Origin of the sequence: Novosphingobium aquiterrae (assembly GCF_042434435.1) — a bacterium.
Lineage (GTDB): Bacteria > Pseudomonadota > Alphaproteobacteria > Sphingomonadales > Sphingomonadaceae > Novosphingobium > Novosphingobium aquiterrae.
Window position 1 is genome coordinate 287,124 of the sequence record NZ_JBHLTL010000011.1, and the last position, 22,029, is coordinate 309,152.

Consider the following 22,029-nt stretch of genomic DNA (forward strand, 5'->3'; position numbering starts at 1 on the left):
GCCCTATGTCAAATAGTCAGACTATCAGGTCGGCAGTCGGATTGAGGCCCGGGGGAACAGAGTCATCGCGAACAAGGCTGTCATGAATAGGCGCTGGCTTCCGCTAAACGCGCTGCGCGCGTTTGAAGCTGTGGGCAAGCATCTCAGCTTCACTGGCGGGGCTGCGGCCTTGTCGGTGTCGCAAAGCGCGCTCAGCCGCCATGTCGCCGCCCTGGAAAGCTTGCTCGGCAAGCAGCTGTTCGATCGTGACGGTGGACGCCTGACGCTTTCACCGGCCGGTGCGGAACTGCTGGCCGTGGTGTCGAAATCGCTTGAGCGGATCGAGCAGACCATGAATGCAATCCGTGACGAAAGCACGCCCGCGCGCGCAATGCGGCTTCACGTGCCGCCGTCGCTGCTCCAGCAGATGTTCATGCCGATGCTGGCCGAATTTCGCCGGGACCATCCGGAAATCCGCATCGACCTGTCCAGCGCCAATGTTACTGGCCTTCCGTCGACCGAGCTCGACATGGCGATCGTCTATGACCGGCCTAATGTCGACGATCGGATAACCGACCTGCTCTGGATGGTTCGCGTCGCCCCGCTGTGCTCCCCGGCGACGGCAACGCAGGCGCGCGGACAATCGATGGAAGAATTTCTTGGTCGGCAGGAACTTCTGCACCTGAAGCTCGATGACCAACCCCGCGATTTGCTGTGGGGTGATTACCTTCGCCGCAATGCGATTGCGATCCCGGTCATGGGCGGATTGGCCTTCGATACGGCAATCGCTTCGGCAAAGTATGCGATGACCTCCGGCGGGGTCATGTTGGGCGATGTCGATATGTTTGCCGAGGAACTGGCGGCCGGCACGCTGGTCATGCCTTACGATGCGGTGATCGAGGATGGCTATGGCTATTACCTCAAGCTCCACGCAGATGATCTTGCCGACCCGGCGATTTCCTCTTTCCGAAGCTGGTTGATCGGGCGGTTCGCCGTGTTGCACGGGCCTATTGCGCCAGAATGAGCTCCGCTGCGGCATCGTAAACGGCCTCGGGATCGAGCCGATACAGGCTGTAAAGGTCGGGCAAGTCACCGGTCTGACCGAACCGGTCGATCCCCAGTGGGCTGACCCGGTGCCCCCGGACACTGCCCAGCCAGGACAATGCCGCGAGCGATCCGTCGATCAACGTGACAAGGCCGGCATCCTTGGAAAGCGGCGCGAGCAGCGTCTCGATATGGCTGAGTTGCCGCGCCGTTCCGGCAGCGCGTTGCGCATTGGCTGCTGACCAATCGCGGTGCAGCAGATCGGGCGAGGTCACCGCCAACAAGCCAAGCCCCGGCACATCGTCGCGCAGTGATTCCCATGCGCGCAAGGCTTCGGGTGCGATTGCTCCGGCATAGGCGATTGCCATGCGGCTGCCGGACTCAGGCGGACGGAGCCAATAGGCACCGCGCAGCGCATCGGCTTTCCAGCCGTCATCGCTGCGTTGAACTTGCGCAATGGCCCGGGTGGACAGGCGCAGATAAACTGATCCACCGTCCTGCGCCTGCATGTGCGCGAAGGCCCAATGCATCAGCAGCGCCAGCTCATCGGCATAGGCAGGTTCGAAGTAGGTCAGGCCAGGCTGCCCCATTCCGATCAGCGGCGTATTGATCGATTGATGCGCCCCGCCTTCGGGCCCGAGTGTCACACCCGAAGGCGTCGCCACCAGCAGGAATCGGGCGTCCTGGTAACAGGCATAGTTTAGTGCATCGAGTCCGCGGGCGATGAACGGGTCGTAGACCGTACCGATCGGAAGCAGGCGATGGCCGAACAGCGGGCCCGAAAGTCCCAGCGCGGCCAGCATCAGGAAAAGATTGTTCTCGGCAATGCCCAGTTCGATGTGCTGGCCGGCCAGATGACCCGACCACTTCTGCGGCGACGGGATCTTGTACCCGGCGAATATGTCCTTGAGCTCTTGTCGCCGAAACAGGCCGCGCTGGTTCACGAAGGCACCCAGGTTGGTCGACACGGTCACGTCGGGTGAGGTCGTGACGATGCGGTCGACCAAGGGGTGACCAGACTTCGACAGGTCGAGCAGGATCCGTCCGAAGGCGGCCTGGGTCGATTGCTCGTCACCATCGGGCACGGCAATATCGCCCGGCACGTCAATTCCGGCCGCCGCCATCTTGGGTCGCGCAAGAACCGAGCGGACCGGTTCGATGAAGTCTTTCAGGTCGCGGGCGGTATTGTCGCCCATTCCGGCAAAGGGGTGCCATTCGGCGCCCTCCGCGATTCCCAAGCTTTCGCGGAGCGAGGCGATTTGGGTGGGGTTCATCAGTCCGGCATGGTTGTCCTTGTGGCCCTGGAAGGGCAGGCCATATCCCTTCACGGTATAGGCAATGAACATGGTCGGGCGTTCGTCGTCAGCCTCGGCAAAGGCTTCAAGCAGGGTTTCGATGCAGTGGCCGCCCAGATTGAGCATCAGGGCGGACAGGTCTGCATCGTCCATGCCGGCAATCAGCTTCAGGGCTGCCTTGTTCCCCGCCAGGTCGGCGTTCAATCGCGCGCGCCATGCGCTGCCGCCCTGATAGGTCAGTGCGGCATATTCCGCGTTCGGGCAATCGTCGATCCAGCGCTCGATCGCTTGGCCGCCGGGCTTCTTGAACACCTGCCGCTGGATCTTCCCGTGCTTCAAGGTCAGCACGCGCCAGCCGCAGGTTTCGAAGATGTCGTCAAAGCGGCGGAACATCCGGTCAGCCGTGGTCGAATCGAGTGACTGGCGGTTGTAGTCGACGATCCACCAGCAATTGCGAATGTCGTGCTTGTAACCTTCGATCAGGCACTCGTAGATATTGCCCTCGTCAAGCTCGGCATCGCCCATCAAGGCAATCATGCGCCCGGCATCGGCCTGCGCCATTTGTCCGTGTGCGATCAGGTAATCCTGCACCAGGCTGGCAAAGGCCGTGATGGCGACGCCCAGACCAACCGATCCGGTTGAAAAATCGACGGGTATCTGGTCCTTTGTGCGCGACGGGTAGCTTTGCGCCCCGCCGAGCCCGCGAAACGCCTGAAGCTGCTCAAGCGACTGGTTGCCAAGCAGATAGTGAATTGCATGAAGGACGGGCCCGGCGTGCGGTTTGACCGCAACGCGATCCTGCGGGCGCAAGGCGTGAAAATACAGCGCGGTCATGATCGTGGAAATCGATGAACAGCTCGCCTGATGGCCGCCGACTTTCAGCCCGTCGCGGCTTTCGCGCAGGTGATTGGCGTTGTGGATGATCCAGGATGACAGCCAACGTAGCCGGGAATCGATCAACTCAAGCCGGGCGATGCGTTCGCGATTCTCATCTCGCACCGGAGTGAATTCATTCATTGGGGGTTTTTCCTCAACCTGTCCTGTTCCCGTCAGCGGGGGTGCGCGTTTGGGGCGGCATAGCTGGCATAGCCGGGTTGGCAGTGCAAACGGATCGCGTGACGAGGCCACGATTCATCGGCCGGGCTTGCCCATCGCGGCAAGGCGCGCCACATCTGTGGTCATGACCGATCAGACCCAAACCCCGCTGCGCGTGGGGATCATCCCCGTCACCCCGCTTGAACAGAACTGCTCGCTGATCTGGTGCACCCGCACGATGCAGGCGGCCCTGGTCGATCCCGGCGGCGATCTCGACAAGCTCAAGGCGGCGGTGGCCAAGGTCGGGGTGACGATCGAAAAGATCCTGATCACCCACGGACACCTCGATCATTGCGGGCAGGCCGGGATCCTGGCGAAGGAACTGGGCGTGCCGATCGAAGGCCCGCACGAGGACGACCGCTTCTGGATCGCCCAGCTGGACGACGACGGCAAGCGCTGGGGGATGCACGCGGAGAGCTTCGAGCCCGATCGCTGGCTGCAGGACGGGGATACCGTCACGGTTGGCGAAAGCACGCTGCAGGTCATCCATTGCCCCGGCCACACTCCGGGTCACGTGGTGTTCTATACCTCGGAAGGCCACCTGGCGATCGTCGGCGATGTGCTGTTTTCAGGGTCGATCGGACGCACCGATTTCCCGCGCGGCAATCACGCCGATCTGATCGCCTCGATCACGCAGAAATTGTGGCCGTTGGGCAATGACGTGACCTTCATTCCCGGCCATGGGCCAACCAGCACCTTTGGCCGGGAACGTCAGGTCAACGCCTTTGTCAGCGATTACGCGCTGAGCTGAGCTACATTACCTGCAGCACGATCAGCACCGCGACGATGGCCAGGCCGAGCTGCGACAGCATGGTGGTGAGCGTCCCGACCATCCGGCCCTTGGCGAATGGTCCGGTTCCGTCCATCCCAAGGCCGTGCGCGACGCGGCCCAGCATGTAGACTGCGCCGACGATGGCCAGCCACTGGCCGCCCTTGCCGGCCAGTTCGATCCCGGCGATCAGAAACAGCACCCAGGGTGTGTTTTCGGCGAAGTTGAGTTGGGCGCGCATCCGGCGTTCCAGCATTTCATTGCCGCCGGTGCCGATGCTGACGCTGGCACTTCGGCGAATGTTGCCGCAGCGCATGGCCAGCCAGAAATTGATGATTGCCGCCGCGGCAGCGAGTGAAAGCGTGGTAGGCAGGATTATGGACACGTGGATTCTCCCCCGTTGATGCTACGGACCTGATTGGGGACAGGCAGTGCTTGCAACCCGCGCCAAATTCGGTATAGGCGCGCCTTCGCAGCCGCCGGCCCCCAGGCCCAGCGCGGCCTTGGTAATCGACTTAAGACTATTCAGGAACAGGTGCCGCAATGGCTGTCCCCAAAAGAAAAACCTCGCCCTCTCGCCGGGGCATGCGCCGCAGCCATGACGCGCTGAAGGTCGAAGCATTCCACGAATGCCCGAACTGTGGTGAGCTTAAGCGCCCGCACAACCTGTGCCAGGCCTGTGGCCACTACAATGGCCGCGAGATCGTCTCGGTCGGGCTCTAAGCCCAATTAACCGGAGAATGCGCACATGAGCCTGCCGCGTATCGCCGTTGACGCGATGGGCGGCGATGAAGGCGTGCGCGTGATGGTCGAAGGCGCTGCGCTGGCCCGTCGCCGCCACGACCGCTTCAAATTCCTTCTGGTCGGCGATGAAGAGCGGATCAAATCCGCGCTTGATGCCCACCCAAATCTGCGCGCTGCGTCGGAAATTCTGCATTCGACCGATGTCGTCGCGGGGGACGAAAAGCCCACCCAGGCGTTGCGCCGGGCCAAGACCACCTCGATGGGCATGGCGATCAACGCCGTCAAGCAGGGCGATGCCGGGGCTGCAGTCAGCGCCGGGAACACCGGCGCGCTGATGGCGATGAGCAAGCTGGCGCTGCGCACGATGCCGGGGATCGACCGCCCGGCGCTGTCGGCAATCATGCCGACGCTGGGCGACAACGATGTCGTCATGCTTGACCTTGGCGCCAACACCGAATGCGATGCGCGCAATCTGGTGCAGTTCGCGATCATGGGCGCGGCCTATGCCCGAATCATTACCGGTCGCGACAACCCACGGGTTCGCCTGCTCAACATCGGCAGCGAGGACAACAAGGGCACCGAAGACCTTCAGCTCGCCTCGGCGCAACTCAAGGAAGCCGCGGCAAGTCTGGCCATGTCGTTCGACGGTTACGTCGAAGCGGACAAGATCAACCGCGGCGAAGTTGATGTCGTCGTCACCGACGGCTTTTCGGGCAATATCGCGCTGAAAGGAATCGAAGGCACCGCGCGCTTCGTGGCGGATCTGCTGCGGCGCAGTTTCGCCTCGTCGCTGCGCTCGAAGTTCGGCTTCCTGGTTTCGCGTCCGGCGACCGAACTGCTCAAGCATCACCTCGATCCCAACAACCACAACGGCGCGGTCTTCCTTGGCCTCAACGGCGTTGTGGTGAAAAGTCACGGCTCGGCCTCGGCGATCGGAGTGGCCAATGCCGTTGCCGTAACCGCACGGCTGCTGGAAAACGATCTGACCAAGCGCATTGCCGCGGACCTTGACCGGCTTGGCGGAAGCCATCTGGGCCGCACGGCCAAGGCTGCAGAGTGACGCGGCGTTCGGTCCTGATCGGCACGGGCTCGGCCCTGCCACGCCGCGCTGTCAGCAATGCCGAGCTGGCGAAGCAGGTCGATACCAGCGACGAATGGATCGTCGAGCGCACGGGCATCCGCAACCGCTATCTGTGCGGCGCGGATGAGAACACCGGAACGCTCGCCATTGCGGCGGCAAAGGCCGCGATCACTGCCGCGGGCATCGAACCGGGCAGCATCGGCCTGATCATTCTGGCCACGGCGACCCCAAACCAGACGTTCCCCGCCACCGCCACGATCGTCCAGCACGCGCTGGGCTGCAATGGCGGGATTGCCTTTGACGTTGCCGCGGTCTGTTCGGGCTTTCTCTACGCGCTGAGCATCGCCGATTCGATGCTGCGGACCGGCATGGCCCAGCGCGCGCTGGTGATCGGTGCCGAAACGTTCAGCCACATCCTGGACTGGGAAGACCGCACCACCTGCGTGCTGTTTGGCGATGGGGCGGGCGCGGTGATCCTTGAGGCGCAGGACGTGGCCGACGATGGCCCTGGAATACTCGCTTGCCGGCTCCATGCCGACGGGGCGCACAACGACCTGCTCTATGTCGACGGCGGACCGGCAACGACGGGAACCGTCGGACACCTGCGCATGAAGGGCCGCGAAGTGTTCCGCCATGCCGTCGTGAACCTTGCCGAGGTTCTGGGCGAAGTGCTTGACGACGTTGGGCTTTCGCCGTCGGACATCGATTGGGTAGTCCCGCATCAGGCCAACCGCAGGATCCTTGATGCAACCGCCAAGAAGCTGGGCCTTGCACCCGAACGCGTGGTCGTGACGGTCGATCAGCACGCCAACACGTCGGCCGCCTCGGTTCCGCTGGCGCTGGACACGGCGGTGCGCGACGGGCGCATCAAGCCTGGCGATCTGGTGGTGCTGGAAGCCATGGGCGGCGGCTTTACCTGGGGCGCCAGCCTCATCCGCATCTGACAAATCTGCGCTAACCCACAGGTTTTGTGCAGTTCCGTTGCATTTGTAGATGCATTGGCTATGCTTCGAATCGTCGGTCGCGCGCTATAACTGGGAAGGGGCTTGATGCGCTCCATGTCTACACTAACCCGGGCCGATCTGGCCGAAGCCCTGAATCGCAAGCTTGGCCTGTCACGGGCCGAATCGCTTGGCATGGTCGAATCGATTCTGGAACATATGTGCGACGCGCTCGAACAGGGTGAAAACGTGAAAATCTCCGGATTTGGCACGTTCCTGCTGCGTGACAAGGGCGAACGGATCGGGCGTAATCCCAAGACCGGGGTCGAAGTCCCGATCACGCCGCGGCGTGTCCTGACGTTTCGGGCCAGCCAGATGCTGAAAGACCGGATCGCCAAGGGATGAGTGCGGACGCCCAGTATTCTGACGGCAAGGACCCCGAGGCGCTGCGCACCATCGGGGAAGTCGCCAAGGCACTGGGTATTCGCCAACATGTTCTCCGCTATTGGGAAGAGCAATTCCCGATGCTCCGGCCGCTCAAGCGCAGCGGCGGACGGCGCTATTACCGGCCTGAAGACGTTCAGCTGGTCGAGACGATCCATCGGTTGGTCCACAAGCAGGGCTATACCCTGAAAGGGGCGAAGAACGCGCTGAGTGGTGCAACAGCCAGCGATCCATCGCCGGTTAGATCGGCCGGTTCGGACGCTGCGTCGGCGGTTTCAGCCTCTGGCGGCATGAGCAATGCCAACTTTGCCTTGCGCGCGCGGCTGATCGCCCTGCGCACGACCCTGGTTTCCGCCCTCCACGAATCCTGACTGCACCGCAAACGCGGCTGGCCTCTCGTCAAATCGCCTCCTGGCGGCTAGAGTCGCGCCATTGCAGGAGCGAGAGATATTATGACGCAAGGCTACGATGCAGACCTGGCGCTGCTGATCAATGGCAGCTGGAAACTTGGCGAAGGGCGCGATCTGTTTCCGGTGGTCGATCCGGCGCGCGGCGAAACGATTGCCGAAGTGCCGCTGGCAACCCCGGCCGACCTCGACGAAGCGCTCGACGCCGCTGAGAAGGGCTTTGCCCTGTGGCGCGCAACCCCGGTCGAGCAGCGCGCCGCCGTGCTGCACAAGGCGGCGGCGCTGATGCGTGAGCGCAGCGAAGCGATTGCCCGGCTGCTGACCCAGGAACAGGGCAAGCCCTTGGCTGAAGCACGCGGAGAAGTGGCGGGCAGTGCCGGATTGTTCGACTGGGCAGCCGAGGAAGCGAGCCGGATCTATGGCCGCGTGCTGGTCCGCCCGACCGGCCAGCGCTCCATGGTGCTGAAGCAGCCGGTCGGCCCGGTCGCGGCGTTCAGTCCTTGGAACTTCCCTGTCTACCTGATGGCCAAAAAGCTTGCCCCGGCGCTGGCCGTCGGCTGCTCGGTGATCGCCAAGCCGCCGGAGGAAACGCCGGGTTGCTGCGGCGCGCTGATGCGCTGCCTGACCGATGCGGGTCTGCCGGCGGGCGTCGCCCAGCTGGTGCATGGCGTGCCCGATGCGGTTAGCCGCCACCTGATTGCCAGTCCAGTGATCCGCAAGGTCAGCTTCACCGGTTCGATCCCGGTCGGCAAGCACCTGATGCGGCTGGCGGCAGACGGGGTGAAGCGGATCACCATGGAACTTGGCGGCCACGCCCCGGTGCTGGTTTTCGACGACTGCGATCTGGAAAAGACGCTCGACATAGTCGTCCCGCAGAAGTTCCGCAACGCCGGCCAAGTCTGCGTCAGCCCGACGCGGTTCTTCGTCCAGGAAGCGATCTATGACCGCTTTATCGACGGCTTTGCCGCACGCACCGCCGGGGTCAAGACTGGGCACGGACTGGACGCCGATACCAAGATGGGGCCGCTCGCCAATGTCCGGCGTCCCGATGCCATCGCCGCGCTGGTCGAGGATGCCGCCGCCAAAGGCGCGCGCGTGATGGCCGGCGGGCACCGGGGCAATGGCGGCTTCTTCTTCGAGCCGACGCTGCTGGCCGACGTGCCCGACAATGCCGACATCATGAACAACGAGCCGTTTGGCCCGGTTGCCGTCGCCGCGCCGTTCACCACGCTGGAGGACGCGATCGGCAAGGCCAATCGCCTGCCCTATGGCCTTGCCGCCTTCGCTTTCACCGAGAACATGCGCCAAGCCAATCTGCTGGGCGACGCAATCGAGAGCGGGATGGTCGGGATCAACACCTTCGCGATCAGCGTGCCCGATGCCCCGTTCGGCGGGATCAAGGATTCGGGCTTCGGCAGCGAAGGCGGGGTCGAGGGCATGGAGAGCTACCTCGCGACCAAGGCGGTCCACATGGCGTGACGCGCTACGCGGCCTCTGGCCCCAGCGCGGGGTCGAGGTCGCGTGGGCGCATCAGGTGGACCAGGCGGGCGCAGTTGTCGGCCAGGTCGGCCCAGCGCGCGATATCGAGTTCGAGCACGGCATAGGCGGCGGTCGGGAACTTGATCTCGACCACGTCGCGCAGCGGGCTTGAACCATCGTCGGGGACCAGGTCGAAGATCAGGTCCTCCAGGCCGGGATTGTGGCCGACCATCAGCGTGGCGGTGAAGCGGTCGTCCTGCTCGCGCAGGAGGTCGGCCAGAGTCGCGCTGCTGGCGAGGTAGATGCGCCGGTCCCAATTGACCGCCAGCGGGCGGCCGGCGGCTTCGGCGGCGATCTCGACCGTTTCGGTGCAGCGCACCGCCGGGCTGGCAATGACATGATCCCAGCCGATCCCGTGATCGCGGATATGCCGCCCCATCAGCGCCGCGCCCTTGCGCCCGCGCGCGTTGAGCGGGCGATCGAAATCGCGCGCGCGGGGATCTTGCCAGTCGGACTTGGCGTGGCGGAACAGACCGAGGGTTTTCAAGCGGGATTCTCACGCGGGACGGGCGCTCCAAAAGCACCGCTGGCGACGCGTTGTAAAGCCTCGTCGAGTGTCAGGCGGATGACAGGGGTGCCTTCGGGGAAGGCCGACAGCAGACGGCTGGGGAAGGCGGCGGACAAGACGACAAAGTGGCCGTGATCGTCGCGGCTACGGATCAGCCGGCCGAACGCCTGGGCCAGCCGGGCGCGGATGATCGCATCGTCATAGGCGCTGCCGCCGCCCGCCAGCCGCCGCGCGCGGTGGAGGATCGAGGGCTTGGGCCAGGGCACCTGCTCCATCACCACCAGCCGCAGCGAATGGCCGGGGACGTCTACCCCGTCGCGCAGGGCGTCGGTGCCAAGCAGGCTGGCGCGCGGATCGTCGCGGAAAATGTCCACCAGGGTGCCGGTGTCGATCGGGTCGACGTGCTGTGCGTAGAGCGGCAGACCGCTGCGGGCGAGGCGATCGGCGATGCGGCCATGGACCGCGCGCAGCCGGCGGATGGCGGTAAACAGGCCGAGCGCGCCGCCCTGCGCGGATTCGATAAGGCGGCCATAGGCCCCGGCCAGCGCCGCAACATCGCCGCGCGGCACATCGGTGACTATCAGCACCTGGGCCTGGGCGGCATAGTCGAACGGACTGGCGAAGCTCGACAGGTCGGGCACCAGGCCCAGCTCGGGCGCGCCGCTGCGGGTGATGGCCTCGTTCCAGCCGTCTTCGCCGCCGCCGCTGCCGTCCTTGAGCGTGGCCGAAGTGATCATCACCCCGTGCGCCGGTTCGAGCACGGTGCGGGCGAACGGCTTCATCGGATTGAGCCAGCGGCGGTGAATCCCGACGTCGAACTCGCGCGCCTCGGCCCGTTCGACCGCCAGCCAGTCGACGAACTCGGGATCGGCCGGACCGCCGAGCCGTTCGAGCAAGGCTTCCCACGCCGCCAGCAGGTCGATCCGCCAGGCGAGCGAATGGCGTGCGCCTTCGATCCGGGCGCGGCCCGCACCGTCGAGCCAGTCGGGCGGTTCGGCGAGCAGAGCATCGAGCCGCACGCTCAGCCGGATCAGCGGGCCGCGCAGTTCGGCCAATGCGGCCTGGGCCGCCCCGGCGCGCTCGATGAAATCGCCTTCCAGCTGCGCTGCTTCGGTTTCAAGGCCATAGCCAGCCTCCTGCCCGCCGCTTTCGTCGCGGGCGTAAACCGTGGCGCGGACCCCGGCGAACAGCTCCTCGAGCGGACCGGACGGCGCCCCTTCGACCAGGCGCTGCAACCAGCCGTCGCTAGGCAGCGCTTCTGCCGCGTAGCGCGCGGCGGCGATTGCCTTGCCCCCGGCCTCGTCATAGCTGGCCAGATCGGCGAGCCGCGCAGCGAGCCCGCGGCGGCGGCCCTTGGAGCCGCGTTCCGGGCCGATCACCCAGCGCCGCAGTTCGATCGTCTCGTCCCCGGTCAAGGCCGCGGCAAAGGTCGAATCGGCGGCTTCGAACACATGGTGGCCTTCGTCGAAGACGATCCGCGTCAGGCGCTGGGCGGCATCGCGGCCACGCGCGGCATTGACCATGACCAGCGCGTGATTGGCGATCACCAGGTCGGCCTGGGCGCTGGCCCGGCTGGCGCGCTCGATGAAGCATTTGCGGTAATGCGGGCACCCGGCATAGACGCATTCGCCGCGCCGGTCGGTTAGCGCTGCGACCCCGCGCTGGCGGAACAGCGTACCAAGCCAGCCGGGCAGATCGCCGCCGATTATGTCGCCGTCCTGGCTGTAGGCTGCCCAGCGCGCGATCAGCTGCGCCAGGATCGCCGCGCGGCCGGTAAAGCCGCCCTGCAGCGCGTCCTCCAGATTGAGCAGGCACAGGTAGTTTTCACGCCCCTTGCGCACCACCACCGGTCGGGTTCCGTCAGCGCGCTTTTCGCCCCAGGCGCGGCGGCTTTCGCGGCGCAGCTGGCGTTGCAGCGCCTTGGTATAGGTCGAGACCCAGACCGTCCCGCCGCTACGTTCGGCCCACAGCGAGGCGGGGGCAAGGTAGCCGAGCGTCTTGCCGATCCCGGTGCCGGCCTGGGCGAGCAGCAGGTGCGGCTGGCCGTCGCGCTGGCGCGGTCCGAACATCCCCGCAGCTTCCAGCGCATAGGTCCGCTGCGCGGGGCGTTCCTCGGCGCCGGCACCGGTCAGCGCTGCCAGCCGCGCGGCAACGTCTGCGGCGGGTAGGGCGATCTGCGCGGGCTGCGGCCGGTCGGCGCCTTCTTCCCACTCGGGCAGCCGCGCGAACAGCCAGCGTTCGGCATTGTCGGGCCGGGCTATGCGCGGGGCGAGCAGCGCGGCCCACGGCCAGCGCTGGCGGGTCAGGCTTTGCAGCGCGGTCCAGGCGCCTTCGCGCTGGGGCCAGTCGGAAGCCTCGCACTGTGCCAGCATTGCGCCGGCGGCCTGCTGAAGCAGCGCGGGGACGGCATCGTCGCCCTCCGGCTCGGGCAAGTCGAGCGCGTGGGCCAGGCCTTTGGGCGTGGGGACAACAAAGCGGGCGGGGAAAATGAAGGCGAACAGTTCGAGCAGATCGAGCCCGGACAAGTCCGGATAGCCCAGCCGCGTCGCGACCAGCGGGGCATTGAGCATGAGCAGCGGCGTATCGGCGGCGGCGACAATCGCGTCGCCCTTGGCTACGCCCCGGGTAGTCCCGGCACCATCGCGCAGCCAGCATCCGCCATGACTGGCGTGCAGCGCCGGCAGCGGCAGGGCAGGGGGGCTATCGGCCATCGCCCCGCACTAGAACGAAAAGGAAACGGTTTGAAGGGTGAAGCGGGCGATTATCGCCGGAAAAGCCGTTCCCACCAGGTCTGGTCGCTATCGAGCGGGCGGATCCGGCCGTATGTCCGCAGCCGGATCGATGGGTCCATCGGCGACCGGGCGCGCAGCCAGGCGTCATTCTCGCTGGATTGATGGCTTCGGGAGATCACGGCCTGTTCCTCTGTTTGCCCACACCTGCCAAACACACCAGACGCCGCGCGGTTCCCGCAAGGGCAGCCGCAAGTGTGTGATCGGACGTTGACCGCATCGCGGCGCTGCGCCAGCCTTGCTCGATGCCGAATCCCAGCCGTGATGCCCTGATCGCCCGCTTGCCCAAGGCAGAGCTGCACCTGCATATCGAAGGTTCGCTCGAGCCAGAGATGCTGTTCGCCCTGGCGCAGCGTAATGGCGTGGCGATCCCCTTTGCTTCGGCCGAAGCGGTGCGGGCGGCTTATGACTTCTCCAACCTGCAGGATTTCCTCGATATCTATTATCAAGGCATGGCGGTGCTGCAGACCGAGCAGGACTTCTACGACCTGACCTGGGCCTATCTGGAACGCGCCGCCGCCGACACCGTCCGCCACGTCGAGATCTTCTTCGATCCGCAGGGCCATACCGAGCGCGGGATCGCCTTCGAAACCGTGCTCGACGGGATCGAACGGGCATTGCAGGCGGGCGAGGAACGGCTGGGGATCTCCTATCGCCTGATCATCTGCTTCCTGCGCCACCTGAGCGAGGAAGATGCCTTCGCGACCCTGGCGCAGGCCATGCCTCATCTGGCTCGGATACATGGCGTCGGGCTCGATTCGTCCGAACTGGGCCACCCGCCTGCCAAGTTCGCCCAGGTCTTTGCCAGGGCGCGCGAAATGGGCCTGCACGTGACGGCCCATGCCGGCGAGGAAGGGCCGCCGGAATACGTCCACGAAGCGCTCGACTTGCTGCAGGTCGAACGGATCGACCACGGCAACCGTGCGCTGGAGGATCCGGCGCTGGTCGCGCGATTGGTTGGCGAAGGCATGACCCTGACGGTCTGCCCGCTGTCCAACCTGCGGCTGTGCGTGATCGACCGGATCGAGAGCAGTCCGGTGCAGCGGATGCTCGATCTGGGGCTGAAAGTTACGATCAACGCCGATGATCCGGCCTATTTCGGCGGCTATGTGAACGACAACTTCCGCGCCGTGGCCGACGCGCTTGACCTGTCACCCGACGCGATCGTGCGGCTGGCGGAAAACAGCTTTACCGGGTCGTTCCTGCCGATGGCCGACCAGATCGCGCACCTGGCCGAAATCGCCGAGGTGGCGGGTGACTGAAAAGACCTGGCTTACCGCGGACCGCCTGCTTGAGGACAGCTACCGCCTGGCCAACCTGATCCTCGACGCCGGGTTCCGCCCGACCCATATCGTCGGGATCTGGCGCGGCGGCGCGCCGGTGGGAATCGCGGTGCAGGAACTGCTGCAGTACAATGGCGTCGAGAGCGATCACATCGCGATCCGCACCGCCAGCTATTCGGGGATCGACCAACAGGACAAGGAAGTGCGGGTCTATGCCCTGGGCTATCTGGTCGACACGCTGAACCCCGACGACCGCCTGCTGGTGATCGATGACGTGTTCGACAGCGGCCGTTCGGTCGAAGCGTTCCTGCGCGAGCTGAAGGCGCGGTGCCGCCACAACATGCCGTCTACGGTCAAGGTTGCCACGGTCTATTACAAGCCCAGCCGCAACCGCACCGCGATGCAGCCCGATTTCTATGTCCACGAGACCGAGGACTGGCTGGTCTTCCCGCACGAGATCTGCGGACTGACGCAGGCAGAGATCCGCGCACACAAGCCGGGTGCCGAGCTGATCCTGCGCGATGGCGCAGGCGGCTGACCTTGGCCGGGGGCGAACAGATGCTGCAATCGCGGAACTATCCGCCATCGCCGCGCCTCGCGCCCTATATCGCGCGCCACTACGTCTTCAACGTCGAAGCGCCCGACCAGTTCGAGCTGATCGATCAGTTGCTGTCCGAAACCGCCTTTGTCCGGTTGCTGCTGCGCGGTGACTGGGCGGCAGAGGTGGTCAAGGGGATCTGGTCGAACGTCGGCAAGGCGGTGTTCTTCGGCCCTAACAGGCGACCGCTGAAAGTGCGGGTGCGCGGCGGTTTTCGCGTCGTCGGGATTGCCTTCTGTCCGGCTGGGTGGCGCGGACTGAGCAATATCCCGGCCGACGCCTTTGCCGATCGCATGGTCCCGCTGGCAGATATGCTGGGTCCACGCGCAGAGAGCCTGCTCGGCGAAGTGTCCCGCGTGACCGACGACAGTGCGCAGGGCGATGCCCGGATCATAGCGGCGATCGAAAAGGTCGTCTGCGATCTGCTCGACGCCCGCGGCTGGCCCAAGGCGGACGAGGCGATGCAGCGGTTCGAGCGATTGGCGCGCAACAACAGCACCGCCATGGTGCGCGACGCGGCGGTCCAGCTCGGCATGTCAGAACGCCAGCTGGAGCGCCGCTGCCGCCCGGCCTTCGGCCTGTCGCCCAAGGCGATCCTGCGCCGCAGCCGATTTCTCGACATGGCCGCGGCGATGCGCGGGCTGTCGAGCAGCGACGAGCGCGAGCAGGCGGCGCTGCGCTATTACGACCAGCCCCAGCTGATCCGCGAGTTTCGTCGCTTCATCGCGATGACCCCGGGCCAGTTCCAGAAGACCCCGACCCCGTTGCTGACCGCCGGGCTGGAACTGCGCGCGCTGCGCAAGGCGGAGGACGCGGCCCGGGCGGCGGGCGAAACGTAGCTAGCCCCTTGCGCCGCCGCGCCAAACACGCAAAGGCGCGGCTGTTATGACCGACGAAGCACTTCTGTCCGCCGCCCAGGTATCCAAGGCCTGGCCCTTCGAGGAAGCCCGCAAGCTGATCAAGCGGTTCCCCGGCGGCAAACCGGACGGCAGCGCGATGCTGTTTGAGACCGGCTATGGTCCGTCGGGCCTGCCGCATATCGGCACCTTCCAGGAAGTGCTGCGCACCACCCTGGTGCGCCGTGCCTACGAAGTGCTGTCCGGCGGCGCGCCGACCCGGTTGGTGGCGTTCAGCGACGACATGGACGGGCTGCGCAAGGTGCCCGACAATATCGAGAACAAGGCGGTGCTGCAGGCCAACCTGCACAAGTCGCTGACCCGCATCCCCGACCCCTTCGGCTGTCATGAGAGCTTCGCCCATCACAACAACGCGATGCTGCGCCAGTTCCTTGACCAGTTCGGCTTCGATTACGAATTCGTCTCCTCGTCCGACATGTACAATTCGGGCCAGTTCGATGACGCGCTGCGCAATGTCCTGCGCAATTACCAGGCGATCATGGATATCATGCTGCCGACCCTCCGGGCCGAGCGCGCGGCGACCTATTCGCCGGTGCTGCCGGTGTCGGAGAAGACCGGCCACGTGCTGCAGGTGCCGATCGAAGTGATCGATGCCGAGGCCGGGATCATCCGCTTTGACGACCAGGGCGAGACGGTCGAACAATCGATCCTGGGCGGCAGATCGAAGCTGCAGTGGAAGGTCGACTGGGGCATGCGCTGGACCGCGCTGGGGGTCGATTACGAGATGTGCGGCAAGGATCTGACCGACAGCGTTCGCGAAAGCGGCAAGATCGCCCGCGCGCTGGGCGGCCAGCAGCCCGAGGGGCTGATCTACGAGCTGTTCCTTGACGAGAACGGCGAGAAGATCTCCAAGTCCAAGGGCAACGGCCTGACCATCGAACAGTGGCTGACCTATGGCAGCGAGGAAAGCCTGGGCTTCTACCTGTTCCGCGAACCCAAGAGCGCCAAGAGCCTGCACGTCGGGGTGATCCCGCGCGCGGTCGACGAATACTGGCAGTTCCGCGAAAAGCTGCCCGCCCAGCCGGTTGAGCAGCAGCTCGGCAATCCGGTCTGGCACCTGCTGCGCGCCAACGGCTACCAAGGCGGCGATGGGGACAAGCTGCCGGTCACTTACGGACTGCTGCTCAACCTTGTCGGCGTGCTCGGTGCCGGGGCGACGCGCGATCAGGTGTGGTCCTATCTCGGCAACTATGTCGAGAATGCCGACCCTGCCGCCCATCCCGAACTCGACAAGCTGGTGACTACCGCGCTGGCCTACAGCCGCGATTTCATCGCCCCGACCCTGATCCGCCGCAAGCCCGAGGCGGGCGAGGCGCTGGCCCTGGCCGCGCTGGATGAGGAACTCGCCGCGACCAGCGACGACGCCACGGCCGAGGAACTGCAGAACATCGTCTACGACATCGGCAAGGATCCGCACTATGGCTTCGAGAGCCTGCGCGACTGGTTCAAGGCGCTCTACGAAACCCTGCTGGGATCGAGCGCCGGTCCGCGCATGGGCAGCTTCATCGCGCTTTACGGCATCGCCAACACCCGCCAGCTGATCGCCGAAGCGCTGGCTTGATCCTGCGCGGGTCAGTCCGCGATGATGTGGGGGATGAAGCGGGCGCGGTTGCCGGTGATCAGGCCGTCCTCGCGGATGCCAAGACCTGCGGCTTCGCCTGCCACAAGCCAGCTGCCCAGCACCGGATATCCATGCCCGAAGTCGCGCAGGTGATAGCGTTCCTGGAAGACCAGGCGATTGCGACTGTACTGGCCGCCGCTGCGGTCGATCAGCTTGCCGGCCGCAACGATCTCGACATTGGCGCCTTCGCGGGCGTGGACCGGCTTTGAAACATAGTCGCCGCGCATCGTATGCGGATCGAAGGCGGCGGGTAGCAGGTTGGGATGGCCGGGGAACATCTCCCACAGCGCGGCCAGCACGGCCTTGTTGCTCCACAGCATCTTCCACACCGGCTCCAGCCAGTTGGTTTCGGCCATTCGGGCCAGGGCGCGCTCTCCGAAGGCCTCGCTGGCGAGCCATTCCCAGGGATAGAGCTTGAACAGCGCGGTGATGATGCAATCGTCCTGATCGACAAGGCGCCCGTCGCCGTCGATCCCGATCTGGTCGATCAGCACCGCCCGCGTGGTCAGTCCGGCCTGCTCGGCAATGTCGCGCATCTAAGTGGTGGTGATCGTGTCTTCATGCGCGTCGTCGGCGGTGTGGGTGAACCAAGCCGCTTGCCCGGGCAGCCGCGGTGCCAGCGTCTGCCAACGCGCCAGCAGCTTTTCATGCAGGCTGTTGAACTGATCGGAGCCTGAAAAAACCTCTTCCTTCCAGTCCCACTGGACGATCGCCGTTTCCAGCATGGCAGTCGGCGTGTCGCAGTTGAATTCGAACAGCTTGGGTGGGCCGCTGCCGGCATAGCCGAAGTCGAAGCGCCCGTAATCGAGCGCCGGGACCCCGCCGGTCCAGCTGGCCCGCACGGCATCGTGATAGGCCATGGGAATGCCGCACAGCGACAGTAGCCTGGCATCGCCGACGATCCGCTCGCCCGCGGCGCGGTAAAGGCGGTAACACTCTTCCGTGGCGCCTTCGATCGTCTCGATCTCGGCCAGGGTGAAGCTGTAGCAAGCGCTTTCGTCCCAATAGGCGCCGTCGGCATCGCTATGCCAGATCAGGCCGAGTTCCTCGACCTTGTGCTGCCAGTTGCTGCGCGGAACCTGCGCGAGGCGTTTCACCGTTCAGGAACGTCCGCCGCCAAAGAAGCGCCCGGACGAGCCGAACCCGCCGCGCGAAACCGCCGCAGAACGAGTCATGTTGGCGGTCTTGGGCGCGCGGACATAGTCCGATCCGGCAATCGCCTGGCGCGATCCGCTGTTGCGAAAACGGGGATCGTTGATCGAATCGCCCAGATAGGGAATCCGCCCGCCGCGGTTGACATAGTACCAGCCGTGACCGCTGCCATGATAGCGCGGATTGTCGCAGCGGTCGTCGTCGACACGGGTGCCGACCTGATCGACGCAGACCGCGGTCTGCCGATCCGCCACCACGCCGTCGTCCCACGACGGCTCGCTTGAGCAAGCGGCCAGACCCGACAAGGTCGCCGCCATGGCCGTGGTCAGGGTCAGCTGCTTTCTGCCGATCATGGCACCATGCACGCCGCCTGGAGGATACCGATGCCCAGGCCCATGCCGCCGATGAACACGCCTGAGGCAGTGCAGCCCTGATCGATCTTCTGGGAAATTTCCTTGAACAGCAACCGCGCCACGATCACGAAAACGGCAAGCTGGATCAGGCCGGCCAATGCGCCCCAGATCAGCATGTCAGCCAGGCTGACCGAATGGCCGATGACCACCGCGACTGGCACGCAAAAGCCGATGAACGTCCCGGTCAACTGAATCGCGGCGGCGGTGTTGCCATCGCGGATCAGCGCAAACTCGCGGTGCGGGGTCGCCATGGCGTAAAGTGCAAGAAAAGCCATCGCCAGGCCCACTGCAACGGCAAAATAGGCCAGAAAATGCGGCAAGGTGGCGATGAAGTAGTCAAGCATCCGGCAAACTCCCTGGCGGGCTTGATATGGATTAGTCCAATACTGCGCAAGCACAGCTGGCGACGATCCGCTGCAGAACCTGAAACGATCAGATCCGCCGCGCGCCACTGACCCATTCGCGCGCCATATCGCGCGCCGCCTGGCGATCGTCGAAATCGCAAGCCGACTCGTTCAGCAACCGCGATTGCCGCAACCAGGCCTCGGGCACCGGATCGTAAAAGTGGATGCCGCAAAAGCCGGACCGAGCCCAGACCAGCTGGCCAAAGCTTTCCATCTCGAACCAGCGCAGCACCGCGTCACCGCGTTCGCAGGCGAGATGTTCGGCATGGACCCTCGCGCCGGTGCGGCTGAGATCGACAAGCAAGGCCTTCTGATCGCCGCTGCGCGTGATCAGGCGGCAAGGCAGCCGCAGGCGCAGCCTGCTTTGCGCCCTTCGTCCGCGTTCGATCATTGCCAGTGCCTTCGCCATAAGGCGTGCGGTCTAGCAGCGTCATGGCTAGCGGCCGGCAAAGCCGCGGGTCGGTAGAACTACCTGGTTGTCTGCGCGGCGATCCAGCGGTCGATCTTGGCTTCCAGGATCGGCAGGGGCAGGGCGCCCGAACCCAGTACCTGGTCATGGAAGGCGCGGATATCGAAGCGCGGTCCCAGTGCCACTTCGGCCTTCTTGCGCAGCCGCTGGATGGTCATCGCGCCGATCTTGTAGCTCAGCGCCTGCCCCGGCCAGGCAATGTAGCGCTCGACCTCGGCAGTGGCATCGCTTTCGCCCATGCCCGAATTGGCCAGCATATAGGCAATCGCCTGTTCGCGGCTCCACCCCTTGGCGTGGATTCCGGTATCGACGACCAGCCGCATCGCCCGCAGCATCTCGTCGTCGAGCGTGCCCCAATGCTGCAGCGGATCCTTGTAGAAGCCCATCGGATAGCCCAGCGTTTCGGCATAGAGCGCCCAGCCTTCGACATAGGCGTTGTTGCCGCCAAAACGCTGGAAATCGGGCAAGGTGCGGTCTTCCTGGGCCAGGCTGATCTGGAAGTGATGACCCGGCGCGCCTTCGTGCAGGTACAGCGTGGTGATCCCGCTGAGGAAGCGGCTGGGCAGGTCATAGGCGTTGTAGAAGAATACCCCCGGGCGACTGCCGTCGGGCGTGCCCTGGTTGTAGCTTCCCCCGGCCTCGTACTTTTCGCGGTAGGCTGGATAGGCCTCGATCACCAGCGGCGTGCGCGGCATGCGCGAGAAATACTGCGGCGCCAGCGCATCGACCTTCTTGGCGACCGCGGCGAACCCTGCCGCCAGCTCTTCGCGGCTCTTGGGGTGAAAGCGCGGATCGCTGCGGATGGTGTTGAAGAACGTCTTGAGACTGCCGCCATAGCCCAGTTCGCGCCGGACGGTGTCCATGTCGCCCTGGATTCGTGCGACTTCGTCCAGGCCGATCTGGTGGACCTGCTGCGGATCGAGCGGCAGCGTTGTATGTTCCAGGATCTGGCGGCGATAGAGCCCGACGCCGCCTTTCATGGCAGAAATACCCACCTGGCTGCGGGCTGCGGGCAGGTATTCGTCCGACAGGAATGCCCGCAAGCGGCGATAGGCCGGATAGACCTCGTCGCGCACCGCCGCCGTGTAGGCAGTCCGCAGCCGCGCCTGCTCGGCCAGGTCGATACCGCTGGGAAAGGCCCGGACTGGCGAAGTCAGCGGCGATTGTTCGACCGGTTGAGCCAGCAGGGCATCGACCTGCGCGATCATGTTAACCGTCGTCAGGCGCGATTCGACCACGCCGGTGGCGAGCCCCTGGCGAAAGCGCACGACAGCGTTGTCCAGCACCGTTGCAAAGGCCCGGATCAGGTCCAGGTTGGCGCGGTATTCCTCGGTGGTCTCGTATTTGAGCGCGCCGTCGCTGGCCAGCAGCGAGGGGAATTCGATGTGCAGACCACCAAAGTGGTTGAACGGGCGCACCGCGGTCAACGCGATCATGTCTGGTTGCAGCGCGTCGCGCTCGCGGCGCTTGTCGGTCAGGAAAACGTCATAGGAAATCTGCCGCTCTGCGCTTAGCTGGCGACGGTCAATCTTGCGTAGCGCGGCCATGCTCTGCCCGACTGAACCGCGCTGGGCACGGATCCGCGCATCGGTGAACAGCTGGCGCAGCGCCGCGGGATCGGGGCTTTGCCCGCGATAGATCACGGCCATCGAATCGAGAGCGTCCTCGCGCCGGGCATCGTCGCGGAACAGCGCCATCAGGCGCTCGTCCTCAACGCCCCGGGCGGCAACCGCAGGCGGCGCGGCAGCGGCTTCGGCCGCAGCGGCATATCCAATGTGTAACAGCAGCGCCGCCCCCAGCGCCGCCCAGACCCCTGCTTTCAACCGTGCCCCCATTTGCGTGTGCGGTACCATTTGGTGATGATGTATTTCGTTCCGCTTACCACCGGCGTGCCGGCATGCAGCGTGAACTGGTTCAGGGAACCGTCACGCGCGCCGTTGTTCCACGCCAGCAGCACACCGCGCTGCGGGGGGATCGACAATCCCAGGTTGAGGAACGCAGTCTCGCCGCCTTCCTCGACATCGTTGAGATAGATCATCGCGGTATAGGAGCGCTGGCCTCCGCGCTTTGCTTCGGTCTTGAAATAGGGCGCCTTGGTCCAGAACCAGTCCATATGCTCGCGGAATTCCTGGCCCGGGGCATAGCGCTGGCCCTGCATCGTCTCGCCGAATTCGCCGGGGATGCCCAGAAGATCGTCGATGCGACGCTCGATCATCCGCACAAACGGATCATCGATATCGACATCGCCCGAATAGGACGTCCGCCAGACTTCGTTGTAGCCGTGGTCGAGGATCTGCGAGGGCACCGCGGTGCGATCGATCATCGCCATCATCCGGACGCATTCGTCAGCGCTCATGAAATCGGCGGCGGCCCACAGCTCGGCCTGTTCGGCGGGCAGGCGTTCGACCTGGGGATCGCGTTCCAGCCGCGCCCGCACCGCATCGCCCAGCCGCTTCATCGCCGCCTGATCGGGGTTGGGGCAGGGCGGATACTGCTTGAGCGGCAGCGGCGCAGCGGCTTCTGACATGGCCCTTGTC

At 65.1% G+C, this 22,029-nt stretch carries 21 protein-coding genes and 1 pseudogene; 12 read left to right on the forward strand and 10 right to left on the reverse strand.

Translation table 11 applies throughout. From position 1 onward, the window contains the following. Positions 1–82: 82 nt before the first annotated feature. Positions 83–1,003: a LysR family transcriptional regulator gene (locus ACFFF7_RS14870; protein ID WP_379482142.1), complete on the forward strand. Its 921-nt coding sequence runs from the start codon at positions 83–85 to the stop codon at positions 1,001–1,003. Here ACFFF7_RS14870 and ACFFF7_RS14875 read toward each other — a convergent pair. Then, positions 987–3,335 (reverse strand): thiamine pyrophosphate-binding protein, encoded by a 2,349-nt coding sequence (locus ACFFF7_RS14875; protein WP_379482143.1) that lies wholly within the window; start codon positions 3,333–3,335, stop codon positions 987–989. The genes ACFFF7_RS14870 and ACFFF7_RS14875 overlap by 17 nt on opposite strands. Before the next feature lie 163 nt (positions 3,336–3,498). Here ACFFF7_RS14875 and ACFFF7_RS14880 point away from each other — a divergent pair, with 163 nt between their 5' ends. Next, positions 3,499–4,164 (forward strand): MBL fold metallo-hydrolase, encoded by a 666-nt coding sequence (locus tag ACFFF7_RS14880; protein ID WP_379482144.1) that lies wholly within the window; start codon positions 3,499–3,501, stop codon positions 4,162–4,164. A gap of 1 nt (position 4,165) precedes the next feature. On the opposite strand, the gene ACFFF7_RS14885 is transcribed toward ACFFF7_RS14880, so the two are convergent. Further along, positions 4,166–4,567: an MAPEG family protein gene (locus ACFFF7_RS14885; RefSeq protein WP_379482145.1), complete on the reverse strand. Its 402-nt coding sequence runs from the start codon at positions 4,565–4,567 to the stop codon at positions 4,166–4,168. Between the two features lie 158 nt (positions 4,568–4,725). Between ACFFF7_RS14885 and rpmF the strand changes: the two genes are divergently transcribed. From rpmF to ACFFF7_RS14915, 6 genes are all read left to right on the forward strand, one after another. Then, positions 4,726–4,905 carry a 50S ribosomal protein L32 gene (rpmF, locus tag ACFFF7_RS14890; protein ID WP_100865555.1) on the forward strand — a complete coding sequence of 60 codons (180 nt, stop codon included), beginning with the start codon at positions 4,726–4,728 and terminating at the stop codon, positions 4,903–4,905. A gap of 25 nt (positions 4,906–4,930) precedes the next feature. Beyond that, the gene (plsX, locus tag ACFFF7_RS14895; RefSeq protein ID WP_379482146.1) at positions 4,931–5,986 is read left to right on the forward strand and encodes a phosphate acyltransferase PlsX; all 1,056 of its coding nucleotides are present in this window, start codon (positions 4,931–4,933) and stop codon (positions 5,984–5,986) included. Then, complete coding sequence (locus ACFFF7_RS14900) at positions 5,983–6,951, forward strand: beta-ketoacyl-ACP synthase III (protein ID WP_379482147.1); 969 nt, start codon at positions 5,983–5,985, stop codon at positions 6,949–6,951. The genes plsX and ACFFF7_RS14900 overlap by 4 nt, the downstream gene beginning before the upstream one ends. Before the next feature lie 105 nt (positions 6,952–7,056). Further along, a complete protein-coding gene (locus ACFFF7_RS14905; RefSeq protein ID WP_379482148.1) occupies positions 7,057–7,353 on the forward strand; it encodes an integration host factor subunit alpha in 297 nt (98 codons plus the stop codon). After that, positions 7,350–7,763 carry a MerR family transcriptional regulator gene (locus tag ACFFF7_RS14910; protein WP_379482149.1) on the forward strand — a complete coding sequence of 138 codons (414 nt, stop codon included), beginning with the start codon at positions 7,350–7,352 and terminating at the stop codon, positions 7,761–7,763. The genes ACFFF7_RS14905 and ACFFF7_RS14910 overlap by 4 nt, the downstream gene beginning before the upstream one ends. An 81-nt stretch (positions 7,764–7,844) precedes the next feature. Continuing rightward, positions 7,845–9,278, forward strand: a complete 1,434-nt coding sequence (locus tag ACFFF7_RS14915) for an NAD-dependent succinate-semialdehyde dehydrogenase (protein ID WP_379482150.1) — start codon at positions 7,845–7,847, stop codon at positions 9,276–9,278. Between the two features lie 4 nt (positions 9,279–9,282). On the opposite strand, the gene ACFFF7_RS14920 is transcribed toward ACFFF7_RS14915, so the two are convergent. Together ACFFF7_RS14920 and ACFFF7_RS14925 are read right to left on the reverse strand one after the other, a co-directional pair. Next, on the reverse strand, positions 9,283–9,825 hold the full coding sequence (locus ACFFF7_RS14920; RefSeq protein WP_379482151.1) for a SixA phosphatase family protein: 543 nt from the start codon (positions 9,823–9,825) through the stop codon (positions 9,283–9,285). Next, on the reverse strand, positions 9,822–12,557 hold the full coding sequence (locus tag ACFFF7_RS14925; protein ID WP_379482152.1) for an ATP-dependent DNA helicase: 2,736 nt from the start codon (positions 12,555–12,557) through the stop codon (positions 9,822–9,824). The genes ACFFF7_RS14920 and ACFFF7_RS14925 overlap by 4 nt, the downstream gene beginning before the upstream one ends. 323 nt (positions 12,558–12,880) lie before the next feature. Here ACFFF7_RS14925 and ACFFF7_RS14930 point away from each other — a divergent pair, with 323 nt between their 5' ends. Genes ACFFF7_RS14930 through ACFFF7_RS14945 form a run of 4 tightly spaced genes read left to right on the forward strand, consistent with a single transcriptional unit; the run spans position 12,881 to position 16,994 of the window. Next, positions 12,881–13,897, forward strand: coding sequence for an adenosine deaminase (locus ACFFF7_RS14930; protein WP_379482153.1), 1,017 nt, complete (start codon positions 12,881–12,883; stop codon positions 13,895–13,897). Continuing rightward, positions 13,890–14,456, forward strand: coding sequence for a phosphoribosyltransferase (locus ACFFF7_RS14935; RefSeq protein WP_379482154.1), 567 nt, complete (start codon positions 13,890–13,892; stop codon positions 14,454–14,456). Before ACFFF7_RS14930 ends, ACFFF7_RS14935 begins: the two co-directional genes overlap by 8 nt. Before the next feature lie 20 nt (positions 14,457–14,476). Continuing rightward, entirely contained in the window at positions 14,477–15,355 is an 879-nt protein-coding gene (locus ACFFF7_RS14940; RefSeq protein WP_379482155.1) for a helix-turn-helix transcriptional regulator, read from the forward strand. Between the two features lie 46 nt (positions 15,356–15,401). After that, complete coding sequence (locus ACFFF7_RS14945) at positions 15,402–16,994, forward strand: lysine--tRNA ligase (protein WP_379482156.1); 1,593 nt, start codon at positions 15,402–15,404, stop codon at positions 16,992–16,994. A gap of 11 nt (positions 16,995–17,005) precedes the next feature. Here ACFFF7_RS14945 and ACFFF7_RS14950 read toward each other — a convergent pair. The 6 genes and pseudogenes from ACFFF7_RS14950 to ACFFF7_RS14975 form a co-directional block, all read right to left on the reverse strand. Next, positions 17,006–18,151, reverse strand: a pseudogene (locus tag ACFFF7_RS14950) (glutathionylspermidine synthase family protein). Positions 18,152–18,154: 3 nt separating this feature from the next. Beyond that, on the reverse strand, positions 18,155–18,559 hold the full coding sequence (locus ACFFF7_RS14955; protein WP_379482157.1) for a hypothetical protein: 405 nt from the start codon (positions 18,557–18,559) through the stop codon (positions 18,155–18,157). Next, positions 18,556–18,963: a DUF350 domain-containing protein gene (locus ACFFF7_RS14960; protein WP_379482158.1), complete on the reverse strand. Its 408-nt coding sequence runs from the start codon at positions 18,961–18,963 to the stop codon at positions 18,556–18,558. The genes ACFFF7_RS14955 and ACFFF7_RS14960 overlap by 4 nt, the downstream gene beginning before the upstream one ends. A gap of 88 nt (positions 18,964–19,051) precedes the next feature. Then, positions 19,052–19,432 carry a PilZ domain-containing protein gene (locus tag ACFFF7_RS14965; RefSeq protein WP_379482159.1) on the reverse strand — a complete coding sequence of 127 codons (381 nt, stop codon included), beginning with the start codon at positions 19,430–19,432 and terminating at the stop codon, positions 19,052–19,054. A gap of 59 nt (positions 19,433–19,491) precedes the next feature. Continuing rightward, positions 19,492–21,315, reverse strand: coding sequence for a DUF885 domain-containing protein (locus ACFFF7_RS14970; RefSeq protein ID WP_379482160.1), 1,824 nt, complete (start codon positions 21,313–21,315; stop codon positions 19,492–19,494). Next, positions 21,312–22,019, reverse strand: a complete 708-nt coding sequence (locus ACFFF7_RS14975) for a prolyl hydroxylase family protein (RefSeq protein WP_379482161.1) — start codon at positions 22,017–22,019, stop codon at positions 21,312–21,314. Before ACFFF7_RS14975 ends, ACFFF7_RS14970 begins: the two co-directional genes overlap by 4 nt. Positions 22,020–22,029: the final 10 nt, after the last annotated feature.

Bases quoted from the DNA above. Each gene is read 5' to 3' on its own strand.
- ACFFF7_RS14870 (WP_379482142.1), top strand. From the start codon at position 83: ATGAATAGGCGCTGGCTTCCGCTAAACGCGCTGCGCGCGTTTGAAGCT.
- ACFFF7_RS14875 (WP_379482143.1), bottom strand. From the start codon at position 3,335: ATGAATGAATTCACTCCGGTGCGAGATGAGAATCGCGAACGCATCGCC.
- ACFFF7_RS14880 (WP_379482144.1), top strand. From the start codon at position 3,499: ATGACCGATCAGACCCAAACCCCGCTGCGCGTGGGGATCATCCCCGTC.
- rpmF (WP_100865555.1), top strand. From the start codon at position 4,726: ATGGCTGTCCCCAAAAGAAAAACCTCGCCCTCTCGCCGGGGCATGCGC.
- plsX (WP_379482146.1), top strand. From the start codon at position 4,931: ATGAGCCTGCCGCGTATCGCCGTTGACGCGATGGGCGGCGATGAAGGC.
- ACFFF7_RS14905 (WP_379482148.1), top strand. From the start codon at position 7,057: ATGCGCTCCATGTCTACACTAACCCGGGCCGATCTGGCCGAAGCCCTG.
- ACFFF7_RS14910 (WP_379482149.1), top strand. From the start codon at position 7,350: ATGAGTGCGGACGCCCAGTATTCTGACGGCAAGGACCCCGAGGCGCTG.
- ACFFF7_RS14915 (WP_379482150.1), top strand. From the start codon at position 7,845: ATGACGCAAGGCTACGATGCAGACCTGGCGCTGCTGATCAATGGCAGC.
- ACFFF7_RS14925 (WP_379482152.1), bottom strand. From the start codon at position 12,557: ATGGCCGATAGCCCCCCTGCCCTGCCGCTGCCGGCGCTGCACGCCAGT.
- ACFFF7_RS14930 (WP_379482153.1), top strand. From the start codon at position 12,881: ATGCCGAATCCCAGCCGTGATGCCCTGATCGCCCGCTTGCCCAAGGCA.
- ACFFF7_RS14940 (WP_379482155.1), top strand. From the start codon at position 14,477: ATGCTGCAATCGCGGAACTATCCGCCATCGCCGCGCCTCGCGCCCTAT.
- ACFFF7_RS14945 (WP_379482156.1), top strand. From the start codon at position 15,402: ATGACCGACGAAGCACTTCTGTCCGCCGCCCAGGTATCCAAGGCCTGG.
- ACFFF7_RS14955 (WP_379482157.1), bottom strand. From the start codon at position 18,559: ATGATCGGCAGAAAGCAGCTGACCCTGACCACGGCCATGGCGGCGACC.
- ACFFF7_RS14960 (WP_379482158.1), bottom strand. From the start codon at position 18,963: ATGCTTGACTACTTCATCGCCACCTTGCCGCATTTTCTGGCCTATTTT.
- ACFFF7_RS14965 (WP_379482159.1), bottom strand. From the start codon at position 19,432: ATGGCGAAGGCACTGGCAATGATCGAACGCGGACGAAGGGCGCAAAGC.
- ACFFF7_RS14975 (WP_379482161.1), bottom strand. From the start codon at position 22,019: ATGTCAGAAGCCGCTGCGCCGCTGCCGCTCAAGCAGTATCCGCCCTGC.